This is a genomic window from Enterobacter sp. N5-15, from assembly GCF_057221635.1.
Map to the genome: position 1 here is coordinate 4,715,783 of NZ_CM170150.1, position 15,242 is coordinate 4,731,024.

General features: G+C 56.4%; 12 protein-coding genes. 4 read left to right on the forward strand and 8 right to left on the reverse strand.

Annotation, left to right across the window (positions count from 1 at the left end; translation table 11 throughout):
• Positions 1-25 precede the first annotated feature (25 nt).
• Both AC2TE5_RS22350 and AC2TE5_RS22355 read right to left on the reverse strand, forming a co-directional pair.
• The gene (locus AC2TE5_RS22350; protein WP_023309670.1) at positions 26-346 is read right to left on the reverse strand and encodes a PTS fructose-like transporter subunit IIB; all 321 of its coding nucleotides are present in this window, start codon (positions 344-346) and stop codon (positions 26-28) included.
• A gap of 14 nt (positions 347-360) precedes the next feature.
• Positions 361-1,440, reverse strand: a complete 1,080-nt coding sequence (locus AC2TE5_RS22355) for a PTS fructose transporter subunit EIIC (protein ID WP_213329766.1) — start codon at positions 1,438-1,440, stop codon at positions 361-363.
• A 305-nt stretch (positions 1,441-1,745) separates the two neighbouring features.
• On the opposite strand from AC2TE5_RS22355, the gene ptsP reads away from it, so the two are divergent.
• The 3 genes from ptsP to gldA are packed head-to-tail and all read left to right on the forward strand — an operon-like array spanning position 1,746 to position 6,040.
• Positions 1,746-4,247 (forward strand): phosphoenolpyruvate--protein phosphotransferase, encoded by a 2,502-nt coding sequence (ptsP, locus tag AC2TE5_RS22360; protein ID WP_484612385.1) that lies wholly within the window; start codon positions 1,746-1,748, stop codon positions 4,245-4,247.
• Between the two features lie 14 nt (positions 4,248-4,261).
• Complete coding sequence (fsa, locus tag AC2TE5_RS22365; protein ID WP_484612386.1) at positions 4,262-4,924, forward strand: fructose-6-phosphate aldolase; 663 nt, start codon at positions 4,262-4,264, stop codon at positions 4,922-4,924.
• A gap of 12 nt (positions 4,925-4,936) precedes the next feature.
• A complete protein-coding gene (gldA, locus tag AC2TE5_RS22370; RefSeq protein WP_024909184.1) occupies positions 4,937-6,040 on the forward strand; it encodes a bifunctional L-1,2-propanediol dehydrogenase/glycerol dehydrogenase in 1,104 nt (367 codons plus the stop codon).
• 83 nt (positions 6,041-6,123) lie between these two features.
• Here gldA and katG read toward each other — a convergent pair whose 3' ends face one another.
• The 4 genes from katG to metB form a co-directional block, all read right to left on the reverse strand.
• Complete coding sequence (katG, locus tag AC2TE5_RS22375) at positions 6,124-8,304, reverse strand: catalase/peroxidase HPI (RefSeq protein WP_121423287.1); 2,181 nt, start codon at positions 8,302-8,304, stop codon at positions 6,124-6,126.
• A 209-nt stretch (positions 8,305-8,513) separates the two neighbouring features.
• Complete coding sequence (metF, locus tag AC2TE5_RS22380) at positions 8,514-9,404, reverse strand: methylenetetrahydrofolate reductase (protein ID WP_010436968.1); 891 nt, start codon at positions 9,402-9,404, stop codon at positions 8,514-8,516.
• 227 nt (positions 9,405-9,631) lie between these two features.
• Positions 9,632-12,064: a bifunctional aspartate kinase/homoserine dehydrogenase II gene (locus AC2TE5_RS22385; protein ID WP_213329774.1), complete on the reverse strand. Its 2,433-nt coding sequence runs from the start codon at positions 12,062-12,064 to the stop codon at positions 9,632-9,634.
• A gap of 2 nt (positions 12,065-12,066) precedes the next feature.
• Complete coding sequence (gene metB / locus AC2TE5_RS22390) at positions 12,067-13,227, reverse strand: cystathionine gamma-synthase (protein ID WP_063144389.1); 1,161 nt, start codon at positions 13,225-13,227, stop codon at positions 12,067-12,069.
• Positions 13,228-13,503: 276 nt separating this feature from the next.
• On the opposite strand from metB, the gene metJ reads away from it, so the two are divergent.
• Positions 13,504-13,821 (forward strand): met regulon transcriptional regulator MetJ, encoded by a 318-nt coding sequence (gene metJ, locus AC2TE5_RS22395; RefSeq protein WP_015966498.1) that lies wholly within the window; start codon positions 13,504-13,506, stop codon positions 13,819-13,821.
• A gap of 42 nt (positions 13,822-13,863) precedes the next feature.
• Here metJ and AC2TE5_RS22400 read toward each other — a convergent pair whose 3' ends face one another.
• Positions 13,864-14,544, reverse strand: a complete 681-nt coding sequence (locus tag AC2TE5_RS22400; RefSeq protein WP_063144388.1) for an oligogalacturonate-specific porin KdgM family protein — start codon at positions 14,542-14,544, stop codon at positions 13,864-13,866.
• A 314-nt stretch (positions 14,545-14,858) separates the two neighbouring features.
• Complete coding sequence (gene rpmE, locus AC2TE5_RS22405) at positions 14,859-15,071, reverse strand: 50S ribosomal protein L31 (RefSeq protein ID WP_003862040.1); 213 nt, start codon at positions 15,069-15,071, stop codon at positions 14,859-14,861.
• Positions 15,072-15,242 lie beyond the last annotated feature (171 nt).

Consider the following 15,242-nt stretch of genomic DNA (forward strand, 5'->3'; position numbering starts at 1 on the left):
GCCCGCCCCGAAGGGCGGGAGAACGTCAGGCGGTTTGCGCCAGGTGGGCATCAATTTTGTTCATGATGGCGTCGGCGCGTTTTACCGCGTCGCTAATGTTGACGCGCACGATGGTTTTCCCGGCAAAACGCTCTTCGAACTTAATGCCGATATCTTTGGTCAGGATCACCATATCCGCTGCGGCGATATCCTCAGCATTCAGCTCGTTCTCAAGACCAATCGACCCCTGCGTTTCAACCTTCACTTCCCAGCCTTTGGCTTTAGCGGCGCTTTCCAGCGCTTCGGCCGCCATGTAGGTATGGGCAACGCCTGACGGGCATGCTGTTACTGCGATAATTCGGGCCATGTTCTCTTCCTCACTCAGTTAATTTCGAAATCCAGATCCAGGTCGTCCTCTTTTTCATCGACCTGTTTTGCATTCTTGCGGGCAATACTCTTCAGCACGTTGACGCTAAGGGCCGTCACCACAGCCCCTACGGCGACCGCCGCGATGTAGCCCAGTTTGCCCTCCACCACAGGGAGAACGATAAGCCCGCCCCATCCGGCATAACATTGCGCGCCCATCACGGCAGCCGTCACTGCGCCACACGCGGATCCCAGCATGATGGAGGGAATGACGCGCAGAGGGTCGGCAGCGGCGAACGGAATGGCCCCTTCGGTGACCCCTACGCAGCCCATCACTAATGCAGCCTTTCCCGCTTCACGCTCTTCACCGGTAAAATTCTTGCGATTAATCAGCGTCGCCAGGCCTAATCCCAGCGGTGGAACGCAGATGCCTACCGCCGCAATCGCCACCACGGTGTAGACGCCCTGAGCAACGCAGATCAGCATGAAGGCATAGGCGACTTTATTAATCGGGCCGCCCATGTCGAAGGCCAGCATCAAACCCATGATGATGGCCAACACGACGATGCTGCCCTGCTGCATCCCTTGCAGCCACTGGGTTAAGCCCGTCGTCAACGCACCAACAGGTTCACCCAGACCCCACATCATGATGCCCGCGGTAACAAAGGTGCCGATGATAGGGATGATGAAGATAGGCATGACGGAGCGCAGGACTTTCGGGACCGGCAGTTTTTTCAGATACCAGACCACAATCCCGCCGAGGATCCCGGCAATAATGGCGCCGAAGAAACCCGCACCGAAGCTGTTACCGACCCACGCGGCAATAGCGCAGGGAGCAAGCGCGGCGCGCTCGGCAATGGAGTAGCCAATATAAGCGGCCAGGAAAGGCACCATCAGCGTTAACCCCGCCACGCCGATATCGAATAGCTTTTTGAGGTTGGGATCGGTTGCGGCATCCGGTACCGCGCCCTTGCCGTACAGCATGACTGAAACCGCCAGCAAAATACCGCCCGCGACCACGAACGGGATCATGTGCGACACCCCGGTCATCAGATGCTGCCGCGTGTTCTTGAGAATATGCACCAACTCTTTCATATGTCGCTCCAGGCCTAAAACCATAAAGATGTTGTGGCAAACAATAGGCAATCAGGAAGACGGCGGACAGGAGACAAAAAGGCCATTTACTGGATTTTTGTAATATCGAAATAAAAATGCGATCCGCCTCGACATTTCGGATAGACGGTACGCATAAGACAAACCACCACAACCTGTGAGTCAAATCTCACTTTTCACGTGATATTACATTTGTCCAGCTTTTGGCAGATTTGTCACATGGCGTGCGCCATCAACATACTCGTATGCTGTTCCCCAATGAATGATGATTGGTTTCAGGAGTGTGTATGGCTCTGGTAGTGGAATTTACCTGTGAATTGCCCAACGGGGTTCACGCGCGTCCGGCAAGTCATGTGGAGACGCTGTGCAATACCTTTATCTCGCAGATCGAGTGGCATAACCTGCGCACTGACCGAAAAGGAAATGCCAAGAGCGCACTGGCACTTATTGGCACCGACACGCTGGCAGGCGACGCCTGTCGTCTGGTGATCCACGGTGAAGATGAGCAGAGCGCCCATCAACAGCTGGAACAATGGCTCCGGGAAGAGTTTCCACACTGTGATGCGCCGCTCGCAGAAGCCATCCATATTGAGCGCGATCCGCTGCCAGAATCCCTCGCGCGCCTTAACCCAACGCTTTTCCGCGCCCTGCCCGTTTGCAGCGGTAGCGCCCGGGGCGTGTTGACCTTGCTGACCTCGCTGGATCTCAATGCACTGACGGATTTGCCCGATGCAAAAAGCCCAGAAGAGGAGCAGTCCGCGCTGGCCAGCGGCCTCACCCTGCTGGTGAAAAACATTGAGCTTCGCGCGCTGGACAGCGACAGCACCGCCGGCGCCATTCTTGAGGCACATCGATCGCTGGCGACGGATACCTCTTTACGCCAGCATCTGCTTGCGGGCGTGAGCCAGGGGCTAAGCTGCGCGCAAGCGACAATCGCCACAGCCAACCATCTCTGCGATACGTTCTCTCGTTCCAGCAGCAGCTATCTGCAGGAACGCGTGCTGGATGTGCGCGATGTTTGCTATCAACTTTTACAACAGATTTATGGTGAACAACGCTTCCCCGCGCCGGGCCAACTGACGCAGCCGACCGTTTGTCTTGCAGATGATCTTACGCCCGGCCAGTTCCTGGAACTCGATAAAACCTTGCTTAAGGGGCTGCTGTTAAAAAGCGGCGGAACAACCTCGCACACCGTCATTCTTGCACGTTCCTTTAATATTCCGACGCTGGTGGGCGTCGACAGTGAAAGCCTGCTGCCGTGGCGCAATAAACCTGTATTTATTGATGGCAATACCGGTGCGGTCGTGGTCAACGCCAGCGATGCGGTGGCACGCTACTACCGCCAGGAAGCACGAGTACAACAGGCACTACGCGAGCAGCAGCGAATCTGGCTCGATCGGGAAGCCAGAACCGCCGATGGCCTGCGCATTGAGATTGCCGCGAACATCGCCCACGCGGTGGAAGCGCAGGCGGCATTCGGGAACGGCGCCGAAGGCGTTGGCCTGTTTCGCACCGAAATGCTGTATATGGACCGCAGCAGCGCGCCCGGTGAAAACGAGCTGTACAACATTTTCTGTCAGGCGCTGGAAAGTGCAAACGGGCGCAGCATCATCGTGCGCACCATGGATATCGGCGGCGATAAACCGGTGGCGTACCTGAATATCCCGGCCGAAAACAATCCGTTCCTCGGCTACCGCGCCGTACGCATTTACGAAGAGTACGGAGCGCTTTTGACTACCCAGCTTCGGGCGATCCTGCGCGCCTCTGCTCACGGCAGCCTGAAGATCATGATCCCGATGATCTCCTCTATGGAAGAAATCCTGTGGGTGAAAGAGAAACTTGCCGAAGCGAAACAGCAGCTCCGTGCTGAACATATTCCGTTCGATGAAAAAATCCCGCTCGGCATCATGCTGGAAGTGCCTTCGGTGATGTTCATCATCGATCAGTGCTGTGAAGAGATTGATTTCTTTAGCATTGGCAGCAATGACCTGACGCAGTATCTGCTGGCCGTCGACCGCGACAACGCCAAAGTCGCACGCCACTACAACAGCCTGAACCCGGCCTTCCTGAGGGCGCTGGATTATGCGGTACAGGCCGTCCATCGTCAGGGAAAATGGATTGGCCTGTGCGGAGAGCTGGGCGCAAAAGGTTCAGTGCTGCCGCTGCTGGTGGGTCTGGGACTGGACGAGCTGAGCATGGGGTCGCCCGCCATTCCGGCAACCAAAGCGCGCCTGGCACAGCTTGATAGCCGCGCCTGCCGCCAGCTGCTGAACCAGGCCATGGCGTGTCGCACCTCGCTTGAAGTGGAACATCTGCTGGCGCAGTTCCGCATGAACCAGCAGGACACGCCGCTGGTGACGCCACGCTGTATTTCGCTGGACAATGACTGGAACAGCAAAGAAGAGGTCATGAAAGGGATGACCGATAACCTGCTGCTCACCGGACGTTGCCGCTACCCCCGCAAGCTGGAGGCCGACCTGTGGGCGCGCGAAGCCGTATTCTCTACCGGTCTTGGCTTCAGCTTCGCCATTCCGCACAGCAAGTCTGAGCATATTGAGCAATCCACCATCAGCGTTGCGCGCCTGAAAGCTCCCGTCATGTGGGGAGATGAAGAAGCACAATTCATCATCATGCTGACGCTGAACAAACACGCCGCGGGCGATCAGCATATGCGTATTTTCTCCCGCCTGGCCCGCCGCATCATGCATGACGATTTCCGCATCGCGCTGGTCAACGCCAGCTCAGAAGAGGCCATCGCCTCCCTGCTGCAACACGAATTAGAACTCTGAAACGAGGAAGAGTAATGGAACTGTATCTGGATACCGCCAACGTGGCGGAAGTTGAACGTCTGGCCCGCATCTTCCCTATTGCGGGTGTTACCACCAACCCAAGCATCATTGCTGCCAGCCGTGAATCCATCTGGGACGTGCTCCCGCGCCTGCAAAAAGCCATTGGACCGGAAGGCACGCTGTTTGCCCAAACCATGAGCCGCGATGCAGAAGGCATGGTGGCGGAGGCAAAACGCCTGAGTAACGCCATCCCGGACATCGTGGTGAAAATCCCTGTCACGGCTGAGGGGCTTACCGCGATCAAGGCGCTGAAAAAAGAGGGGATAACCACGCTGGGGACCGCCGTTTATAGCGCGGCACAGGGTTTGCTTGCCGCGCTGGCAGGCGCGAAATATATCGCGCCGTATGTAAACCGCGTTGACGCTCAGGGCGGTGATGGCATTCGCACGGTCCAGGAACTGCAATCCCTGCTGGAACTGCACGCGCCGGAAAGCAAAGTGCTGGCCGCCAGTTTCAAAACGCCGCGTCAGGCGCTGGACTGCCTGCTCGCCGGATGTGAAGCAATCACGCTTCCTTTAGACGTAGCGCAACAAATGCTCGGTACGCCAGCGGTAGAGTCAGCCATAGAGAAGTTCGAGCAGGACTGGAAAAACGCGTTTGGTAACCTCAACCTCTAAGGGAGAACTGTTATGGACCGTATCATTCAATCGCCGGGGAAATATATCCAGGGCGCTGATGTGCTTACCCGTCTCGGCGACTATCTGAAACCCCTGGCCAATCGCTGGCTGGTTGTCGGCGATAAATTTGTGCTGGGTTTTGCAGAAGAGACCCTGCGTCAGAGTTTTAAAAAAGCCGAACTGCATGCCGAAATCGCGCCGTTTGGTGGCGAATGTTCACAAAATGAAATCGACAGACTGAAAAAGCTGGCCGACAGCGCCGACTGCATGGCGGTGCTGGGCATTGGCGGTGGTAAAACGCTGGATACCGCCAAAGCGCTGGCCCATTTTATGGACGTACCCGTGGCTATAGCCCCAACCATTGCTTCCACCGATGCGCCGTGCAGCGCCCTTTCCGTGATTTATACCGACAGCGGTGAGTTCGATCGCTACCTGATGCTGCCGCACAACCCGAACATGGTCATTGTCGACACCAAAGTGGTGGCGGGTGCGCCAGCACGTCTGCTTGCCGCCGGGATTGGCGATGCGCTGGCGACGTGGTTTGAAGCACGCGCCTGCTCGCGCAGCGGCGCGACCACCATGGCGGGCGGCAAATGTACGCAGGCAGCACTCGCGCTGGCCGAGCTGTGCTACAACACGCTGGTTGAAGAGGGTGAAAAAGCCATGCTGGCCGCGGAACAGCATGTGGTTACACCGGCGCTGGAACGCATTATCGAAGCCAACACCTATCTCAGTGGCGTAGGTTTTGAAAGCGGTGGTCTGGCGGCGGCACACGCTATTCATAACGGTATGACGGCGGTACCGGACGCGCATCACTTCTATCACGGCGAAAAAGTGGCGTTTGGTACGCTGACGCAGCTGGTACTGGAAAACGCGCCGGTAGAAGAAATAGAGACCGTCGCCGCGCTTTGTCACAGCGTTGGGCTGCCGATCACCCTGGCACAGCTGAACATCAAAGAGGATATTCCGGCCAAAATGCGTCTGATCGCAGAAGCCTCCTGTGCCGAAGGGGAAACGATCCACAACATGCCCGGCGGCGTAACGCCGGATCAGGTATATGCGGCACTGCTGGTGGCCGACCAGTATGGGCAGCGGTTCCTGCAGGAGTGGGAGTAAATAGCGTAAATAAAAATCCCCGCATCAGCGGGGATTTTTTTGCCTGTAGGCCGGGTAAGCGTTAGCGCCACCCGGCACAAGGGTTACTGCAGGTCAAACCGGTCCAGATCCATCACCTTCGCCCATGCGGCAACGAAGTCACGGACAAACTTCTCATGCGCATCATCACTGGCATAAACCTCTGCCAGCGCGCGCAGGACGGCGTTCGAACCAAAGACCAGATCGGCGCGGGTGGCGGTGTATTTCACTTCACCGCTGGCGCGATCGCTTCCGGCAAACAGTTCGTTAGATTCGTCGGTCGCCTTCCACTGGGTGTTCATGTCCAGCAGGTTCACGAAGAAATCGTTGCTCAGCACGCCCTCGCGGTCGGTGAACACGCCGTTCTTACCGCCATCAAAGTTTGCACCCAGCACGCGCAGGCCACCGATCAGCACCGTCAGCTCAGGCGCGGTCAGCGTCAGCTGCTGGGCTTTGTCGATCAGCAGTGACTCAGTGGTGGACACATCCACCTGCGCACGGTAGTTGCGGAAGCCGTCGGCAATCGGTTCGAGCAGGTTAAACATCTCGATATCCGTCTGATCCTGACGCGCATCGACGCGGCCCGGCGTGAACGGTACGTTGACGTAAACGCCTGCCGCTTTTGCTGCCTGCTCAACGCCCACGACGCCCGCCAGCACGATGATATCCGCCAGTGAGGCTTTGTTGGTGGTGCGCTGGATAGCTTCCAGAGCCGGCAACGCACGAACCGCCGCGGCGTTAACATCCCAGTCGCGCTGAGGAGCCAGCGCCAGACGCGCGCCGTTGGCGCCGCCGCGCTTATCGCCACCGCGGAAGGTTGAAGCTGACGCCCAGGCAACCGAAACCAGTTCGCTCACGGACAGACCGGATGCCACAATCTCCGCCTTCAGGCTTTCAATGTCTTCTTTCGACGGATTGAACACCGCCTGCGGCAGCGGGTCCTGCCAAATCAGATCTTCTTTCGGCACTTCAGGGCCGATGTAACGCGCTTTTGGCCCCATATCACGGTGGGTCAGCTTGAACCAGGCACGGGCGAAGGCTTCGTTGAAAGCCTGCGGATCGTTCAGGAAGCGGCGGGAAATTTTCTCGAATTCCGGGTCAAAACGCAGCGTCAGGTCGGTGACCAGCATGGTAGGTTTGCGTTTTTTCGACGGGTCGAACGGATCGGGCATGATTTCCGGCGCATCAACGGCTTCAAACTGAATCGCACCCGCCGGGCTGCGGGTCTGCACCCATTCGTATTTGAACAGGTTCTCGAAGAAGTAGTTGCTCCACTGGGTCGGGGTTTGCGACCAGATAACTTCCAGACCGGAGGTAATGGCATCTGCGCCAACGCCCGTGCCGTGCGTGCTGGCCCAGCCCAGGCCCTGCGCTTCAATCGGCGAGGCTTCCGGGTCGGTGCCCACGTGCGTGGCTTCACCCGCGCCGTGGGTTTTGCCGAGAGTGTGGCCGCCCGCGATCAGCGCAACGGTCTCTTCGTCGTTCATCCCCATGTTGCCGAAGGTCGCGCGAATGGCCGCCGCCGCAGACAGGGGTTCACCGCTGGCGTTTGGCCCTTCCGGGTTAACGTAGATCAGGCCCATCTCGGTGGCGGCCAGAGGGCGCTTCGCCAGCGCTTCCGGGTCACGGTGGGTCAGCCAGGCTTTTTCATCACCCCAGTTCACGTCCAGATCCGGTTCCCAGACGTCTTCACGCCCGGCACCAAAACCAAAGGTGCGGAAGCCGGAGTTCTCCAGCGCCACGTTACCCGCGAGGATAAACAGGTCAGCCCAGGAAATTTTTTGTCCGTATTTTTGCTTGATGGGCCACAGCAGACGGCGCGCCTTATCCAGGCTCACGTTATCCGGCCAGGAGTTCAGCGGCGCAAAGCGCTGTTGACCGCGTCCTGCGCCACCGCGCCCGTCAACGGAGCGATAGGTACCCGCGCCGTGCCAGGCCATACGGATAAACAGGCCCGCATAGCTGCCCCAGTCGGCAGGCCACCAAGGTTGGGAGTCGGTTAAAAGTGCTTTGAGGTCGCCTTTAAGGGCGGAGTAATCCAGCTTGCTAAATTCTTTGCGGTAGTCAAAGTCTTCACCCAGTGGGTTCGAACGATTGGAATGTTGGTTAAGAAGATCGATGCGGAGTTGTTTTGGCCACCAGTCGCGGCTGCCTGTACCTGCGCCCGCGCTGTGATCGACGCCGCCCTGATGGAACGGGCATTTGCCGACTGATGCCGCTTTATTGGTCTCGTCTGACGTGCTCATCGCTATGCTCCCTTTTACAGTGTTACCGTTACGATATACGCCCTTGTTGATAAGGTATAGTTGAGATAACCCACAGATTCGATAGTTAAATCCGTTTAATTTCCCATGGAAAATACATGAGTTTTGTACGTCAAAGGCAGCATTGCTGATATGGCAGGAAAATAAAACCCTTATAAATCAAAAAACCCTCCGAAGAGGGCTCTTTTTTGTTACACGCCTGGTCTAACGCCGAGCGTATGGCATATGGCGTAACTCATCTCTGCACGGTTCAGCGTGTAGAAGTGGAAATCCTTCACCCCTTCACGACTTAAGATCTTCACCATGTCCATCGCGATATTTGCGCCCACCAGCTTGCGTGTTTCCGGGTCATCGTCCAGCCCCTCGTACATTTTAGACATCCACAGCGGAATGCGCACATTGGTCATATCAGCAAATTTCTTCGCCTGTTTGAAGTTAGAGACCGGCAGAATACCCGGGATAATTTCAACGTCGATGCCCGCGGAGACGCAGCGGTCGCGAAAGCGCAGGTAGCTTTCCACATCAAAGAAGAACTGTGTAATAGCGCGGTTCGCACCGGCGTCCACTTTACGCTTCAGGTTAAGCAGATCGGCCTGAGCGCTTTTCGCTTCCGGATGCACTTCAGGATAAGCGGCAACGGAGATATCAAAGTCAGCCACGTCTTTCAGCAGCGCGACCAGATCGGCGGCATACATGTCCGGCTTACCACTACCCGGCGGCAGGTCACCGCGCAGCGCGACAATATGACGAATGCCGTTATTCCAGTAATCCTGGGCGATGGCCCGCAGCTCGTCGCGGGTGGCGTCGATACAGGTGAGGTGCGGAGCCGCTTCCAGACCGGTACGATCTTTAATGCCTTTAATGATGCTGTGCGTACGGTCACGCTCGCCGGAGTTCGCACCGTAAGTCACGGAGACAAACTTCGGTTTCAGGCTGCTGAGACGATCGATAGAGCTCCACAGGGTTTGCTCCATTTCACTGGTGCGCGGCGGGAAAAATTCAAAAGAGACGTTAATCTGGCCGTTTACTTCAGCCAGGCTCTGATTCAGTGCTTCCCGCTGGTTGGCGTGAAAAAAGCTCATACCTTACCTCTATCAATCGCATGTCGTTGTCTGTTGTGTTGTGAACTTCTATACGTTTAGACGTCCAGATGTAAAAATGACGGAAAAGCGGAGGGACGTCAACATAAATAATCAACAATAACGGTGAGGTTTGCTCAGGGAATATGAGAGAAATTCAGGATGAGGGTGAGTGCGGTCTGGTGCCCTCACCCTAACCCTCTCCCACAGGGAGAGGGGAAAAAGTGAAATTACAGCAGCTTAGCCAGACGATTGATGTCGGACTGGATCGCCCCGGCGGTGACATCGCGTCCCGCGCCAGGACCGCGGATCACCAGCGGGTTATCGCGGTACCAGCGGCTTTCGATGGCGAAGACGTTATCGCACGGCAGCAGCGCCGCCAGCGGATGTTCAGGACGCACCGCCTCGACGCCGACTCGCGCTTTTCCGTTAGCCTCGAAACGCGCCACGTAGCGCAGCACCAGCCCCATCTCGTTCGCGGCTTCCAGACGCTGCACCATCTGCTCGTTAAGCTCTTCACCATTTTCAAAGAAATGGTCCACAGAGCCTTCTTCACAGCCGGCAGGCACCAGCGATTCGACGCGAACGGCATCCGGTTCGATATCGTAACCGGCTTCACGCGCCAGGATCACCAGCTTACGCATCACGTCTTTGCCGGAAAGGTCAACGCGCGGATCGGGCTCCGTTAAACCCTGCTGCCACGCCTGATCCACCAGGTCGGTGAACGGTACGGTACCGTCGAACTGAAGGAACAGCCAGGAGAGCGTGCCGGAGAAGATACCGCTCAGCGCCAGAATGCTGTCGCCGCTTTCAATCAGGTCACGCACGGTGTGGTTAACCGGCAGCCCCGCGCCAACGGTGGCGTTGTAGAGCCAGTGACGACCGGTTTTTTCAAACGCGTCGTGGATCTGACGGTATTTATCGGTGCTGCTCGCCCCCGCCAGCTTGTTCGCACTGATGACGTGGAAGCCGTGGCTGGCGAAATCAAGGTACTGATCGGCAAGCTGTTCGCTGGCGGTCACGTCCAGCACCACCAGATCGTCATACGGGTGCGCGCGCATCCACAGGAACAGCGACTCTTCATCCTGCTCTACGGCTTCATCATTAAAGAAGGCCAGCGCGCGGCTGGCGTCCAGCCCTTCGTAGTTCAGCAGGCTACGGCGGCTGTCCACCACGCCCGCGAGAATGAATTCAAATCCGGTACGCGCCGAAAGCGTGACCTGCTCGCGGGCGAACAGCTCCAGCCAGCGGGAACCGATGTTGCCTTTACCAAACAGCACCAGACCGATGCGCTTTTCCGCGCGGAACAGGGAGGTGTGCAGGCCCTGAATCAGGCTCTCGGTTGGCCCTTTACGCAGGACGGCGACCAGGCTGATGCCCTCTTCCGACTGCCAGGTGAACTCCACCGGCTGGCCTTTCAGCTGCTGCCAGAAGCGGTGGCAGTGCAGCGGGTTACGGGTGACGCCCGCGCCCACCATCGCCACCAGCGCCAGCCCCTGACGCAGGCGAAGCTCGCCCGGCAGGCCCGCTTCATCCAGAATTTTCAGCGCGCTGTCAGCCACTTCAGCGGTATAGCAGAACTGCAGCAGCTGGCGATCATTGTGAACGCCAACGGCCAGCGGGCGTACCTGCGCGCGCTTTAACACCAGGTCGATATCTTTATGCGCCAGTTTGAAGTCCTGGCCCGCAGGCACCTGGAACTCAATCAGGCAGATGTCGTCGTGGCTGGTGACAATACGCGCGCCCGTACCGGAGGCCAGTACGCGTTCAATACGGGTAGAGCCTTGATCCGGGGTATAGCTGCAGCGCAGCTGGAGGTCGATATCGCTGCCGGAAACCGGCTGCAGCGTGCGCGCGTGCAGTACCGGTGCGGCCAGACGCGCCAGCTCGCTGGCTTCGTCGAGACGCAGCAGCGGCAGCAGACAGGCATCTTTTACTTTACGCGGGTCCGCGCTGTAAACACCGGCCACGTCGCTCCAGATGGTGACGCGGGACACGCCCGCCAGCGCACCAATCTGCGTTGCCGAGTAGTCCGAACCGTTACGACCCAGCAGCACGGTTTCGCCCGCGTTGCTGCGGCTGATAAAGCCGGTGACGACAATACGTTTGCCCGGATGCTGCACCAGCAGCTGTTGCAGCAGCGGGTAGGACAACCCTTCATCCACCTGCGGCTGCGCGGCGCGTTCGGCGCGCAGGAAATCACGCGCGTCGAGCCAGGCCGCTTCCACCCCCAGGTGCTGCAGCACGGCGGCCATCAGGCGCGCGGACCACACTTCACCGTGGCCCACCACTTCGGCATACACCGCGTCGGTAATCCCGCTGTCCAGCAGGGCGGCCAGTCGTTCAAGGTCATGCGTGAAGGCGCCGATCAGCCCGTCCGCCACGTCCGCAGGCAGCAGGCCGGCAATCAGCTCGCTCTGGTAACGGCGTAAGGACTGTTGCACCTGATGCGCAGAAAGGCGATCGGTCTGGCTCAGTTTCAGCCAGCTAATCAACTGGTTGGTGGTGCTGCCCGCCGCCGAGACAACCATCATGTCACCCGGCTGTGAATATTCCGTCATGATCCCTGCGACACGCAGGTAACATTTCACATCAGCAAGACTACTACCACCAAACTTATGCAGTTGACGACCCTTCGCCCCTGCCTGCGCTATCACACTCATGATTACCCCTTGGCTGCGATCCGGAAGGCATTTTCCAGATCGGCAATTAAATCTTCAGAATCTTCAATACCGGTTGAGATCCGCAGCAGCGTCTCAGAAATCCCGGCGGCGGCACGTGCTTCGGGTGCCATACCTGCGTGCGTCATGGTCGCGGCGTGGGAGATCAAGCTTTCAACCCCACCTAATGATTCCGCCAGCGTAAACAATGACAGCCCGCTCAGGAAGCGACGCAGCGTTTGCTCGTCACCGTCCAGTTCAAAACTTAACATCGCGCCAAATCCCTTCTGCTGGCGCGCGGCAATCTCGTGCCCCTGGTTTTCCGGCAGCGACGGGTGATAGAGCTTCTTCACCAGCGGCTGGGTTTTCAGGAAATCGACAATCGCCTGGGCATTGCGCTGCGCCACTTCCATGCGCGGCGACAGCGTGCGGATGCCGCGCAACAGCAGATAGCTGTCGAAGGCACCCGCGGTGACGCCAATATTATTGGCCCACCATGCCAGTTCGGTGACAACGTCGGGATCTTTGGCAATCACCACGCCCGCTACCACATCAGAATGGCCGTTCAGATATTTAGTGCATGAATGCAATACCAGATCGGCACCCAGTGCGAGTGGGTTCTGAAGGGCCGGACTGAGGAACGTATTATCCACTACACTTATCGCTCCCGCATCCCTTGCGAGCTGACAAATTTTCGCAATATCGACAACGCGCAATAATGGATTGCTTGGACTTTCCACCAGGACCAGCTTTGGTTTCTCTGCCAGCGCCTGTTTCAAGGCCTGTTCGTCGTTTTGATCGACAAACAGCACGCGATAGCAGCCGCGTTTCGCCAGGCTATCAAACAGGCGATAGCTGCCGCCGTAGCAATCGTGCGGCGCTACCAGCAGGTCACCTGGTTTCAGGAACACCGTGGTCACCAGGTGAATGGCGGACATCCCCGTATTGGTTAATACTGCACCTGCGCCACCTTCCAGCTCGGCCAGCGTACGCTGGGTCACGTCACGCGTAGGGTTGCCACGACGCGAATAATCATGCGCGCGGGGTTCATTAAATCCGGTGAAATTGTAGGTACTGGAAAGATGAATCGGCGGGACAACGCAGCCGTACTGCTCGTCATCATTTAATCCGCTACGCACTGCAATAGTGGCCTGTTTACGCGTCATGGTGAGGGCTTCCTGGCGAATGAGGTGAAAAGTCAGGCACCAGAGTAAACATTGAAAGTATGGACGTCAATACATCTGGACATCTAAACTTCTTTGCGTATAGATTGAGCAATGCGCAAATAGCCGTTAAAATTATATGCTTTAGTGCACGCTGCAGCGGCAATATCCGTGCCACGGTATCGTCTCTACGGTAAACTAGGCAAGATTGCGGTTCAAAACGGGTGGTTACAGGTTTTGCACCTTTAGATAAATGACTGAGAGGATTAAAGGTATCTCATGGCTGAATGGAGCGGCGAATATATCAGCCCATACGCTGAGCACGGTAAGAAGAGTGAACAAGTAAAGAAAATTACGGTTTCTATTCCTCTGAAGGTGTTGAAGATCCTCACCGATGAACGTACGCGTCGTCAGGTGAACAACCTGCGCCACGCGACCAACAGCGAACTGCTGTGCGAAGCGTTCCTGCACGCGTTTACCGGTCAACCGTTGCCGAACGATGAAGATCTGCGCAAAGAGCGTAGTGATGAAATCCCGGAAGAGGCGAAAGTCATCATGCGTGAACTGGGCATTGACCCGGAGACGTGGGAATACTAACTGCGGTGCGATCCCGCTGAGGTTACTCAGCGGGATGGTTTCTTAGAAGTTGTAGCCTAAACCCACGCGCAGACGCGTCTGGCGGTCGTCGCTGGTGGCAGTGTTATAGCCGGAAGAGACGTTGCCCACTTCCACAAAGGGGATCCACGAGTCAATGTTATACGCCACGCGGAAGTTATATTCGTAATCTTCTTTTTTATTGTTATACAGGTCTTCATTGTCGGCGAATTTATATATGCCGTTTAGCTCGAACATCCAGCCATCAATATTATAACCCAGCCACATTTCCGGACGATAAACCATACGATCATCTTTTCCGTCCGCATTGCGGCGAGTGTATTCCGTACGATAACGAAACGCCGTCCACCAGCTGTCATTAATATTATACTGCACGCGCAGATAAGGCTTATAGATGGCCATGTCATCACCCATTTCAACGGCGACGCCCGGCTGCCAGATAAAACCTTGCCAGGTAAATTGATAGCTTGCGGTATATTCGTTGCTGTTACTTTCCATATTATTAAGCGCGTCGTTAGACTGCTTGTTATCGGAGCGCGATACCGCCTCAACCGCTACGCCAAAGCCCGTGCCAAAGCGGTGTGACATGTACACACGGTCGTAGTTACGCCCATCGTCGTAATACTCGTGTCGGTAGTCCACATATCCCGCCTGCGCCGCGCACGATATTAACGGAAGCACAAATAAGAGTTGCTTCAATTTCATAACATTTCCCTCGAAGTAAACGCACCCTGAAAGCCACTGTGTCGTCATGGCAAATAAGAATGTATGACGGGCGCAGTGTAAGTTTACGAAACGAGAGAAACCTTTTAATTTTTGACACCCCCGTCAAAAGGATGGCAAAGAATTAAAGAAATGAGAGGTACAGTTCACTATCCGTTAAAGAATAAATCAGACAAATATATTTAATACAATGATACGTAATTAATTATTTTAGATATAAATATTAAGATGTGATTTATTCAGAAGGGATATAACAGGCACAAAAAAACCGCCCGAAGGCGGTTTTTCCTGGATGCTTATTTAGCGCCCGGGATGCTGAAACGCTTGTTGAAGCGGTCAACACGGCCACCGGTTGCAACATCACGCTGCTTACCAGTGTAGAACGGGTGGCATTTGCCGCACACGTCCAGGTTCAGATCGTGGCCCACGGTGGAGCGGATCTGGATAGAGTTACCGCAAGAACAGTTTGCAGTAATCATTTCGTATTTCGGGTGAATATCTTTTTTCATGGGAGAACCTCAGTTAAGGCCGCGTCGCTCTTCCAGCCCTAACGCCAGACACCACGCGATGTTGAATGTAATTTCTCTGGCGTAATATACACCAAAGGCGGCGAATCATACAGAATTTGACCAACGTATGCAAACTGATCCGCACGCCGCTTTCACTAATGTGTATACTAA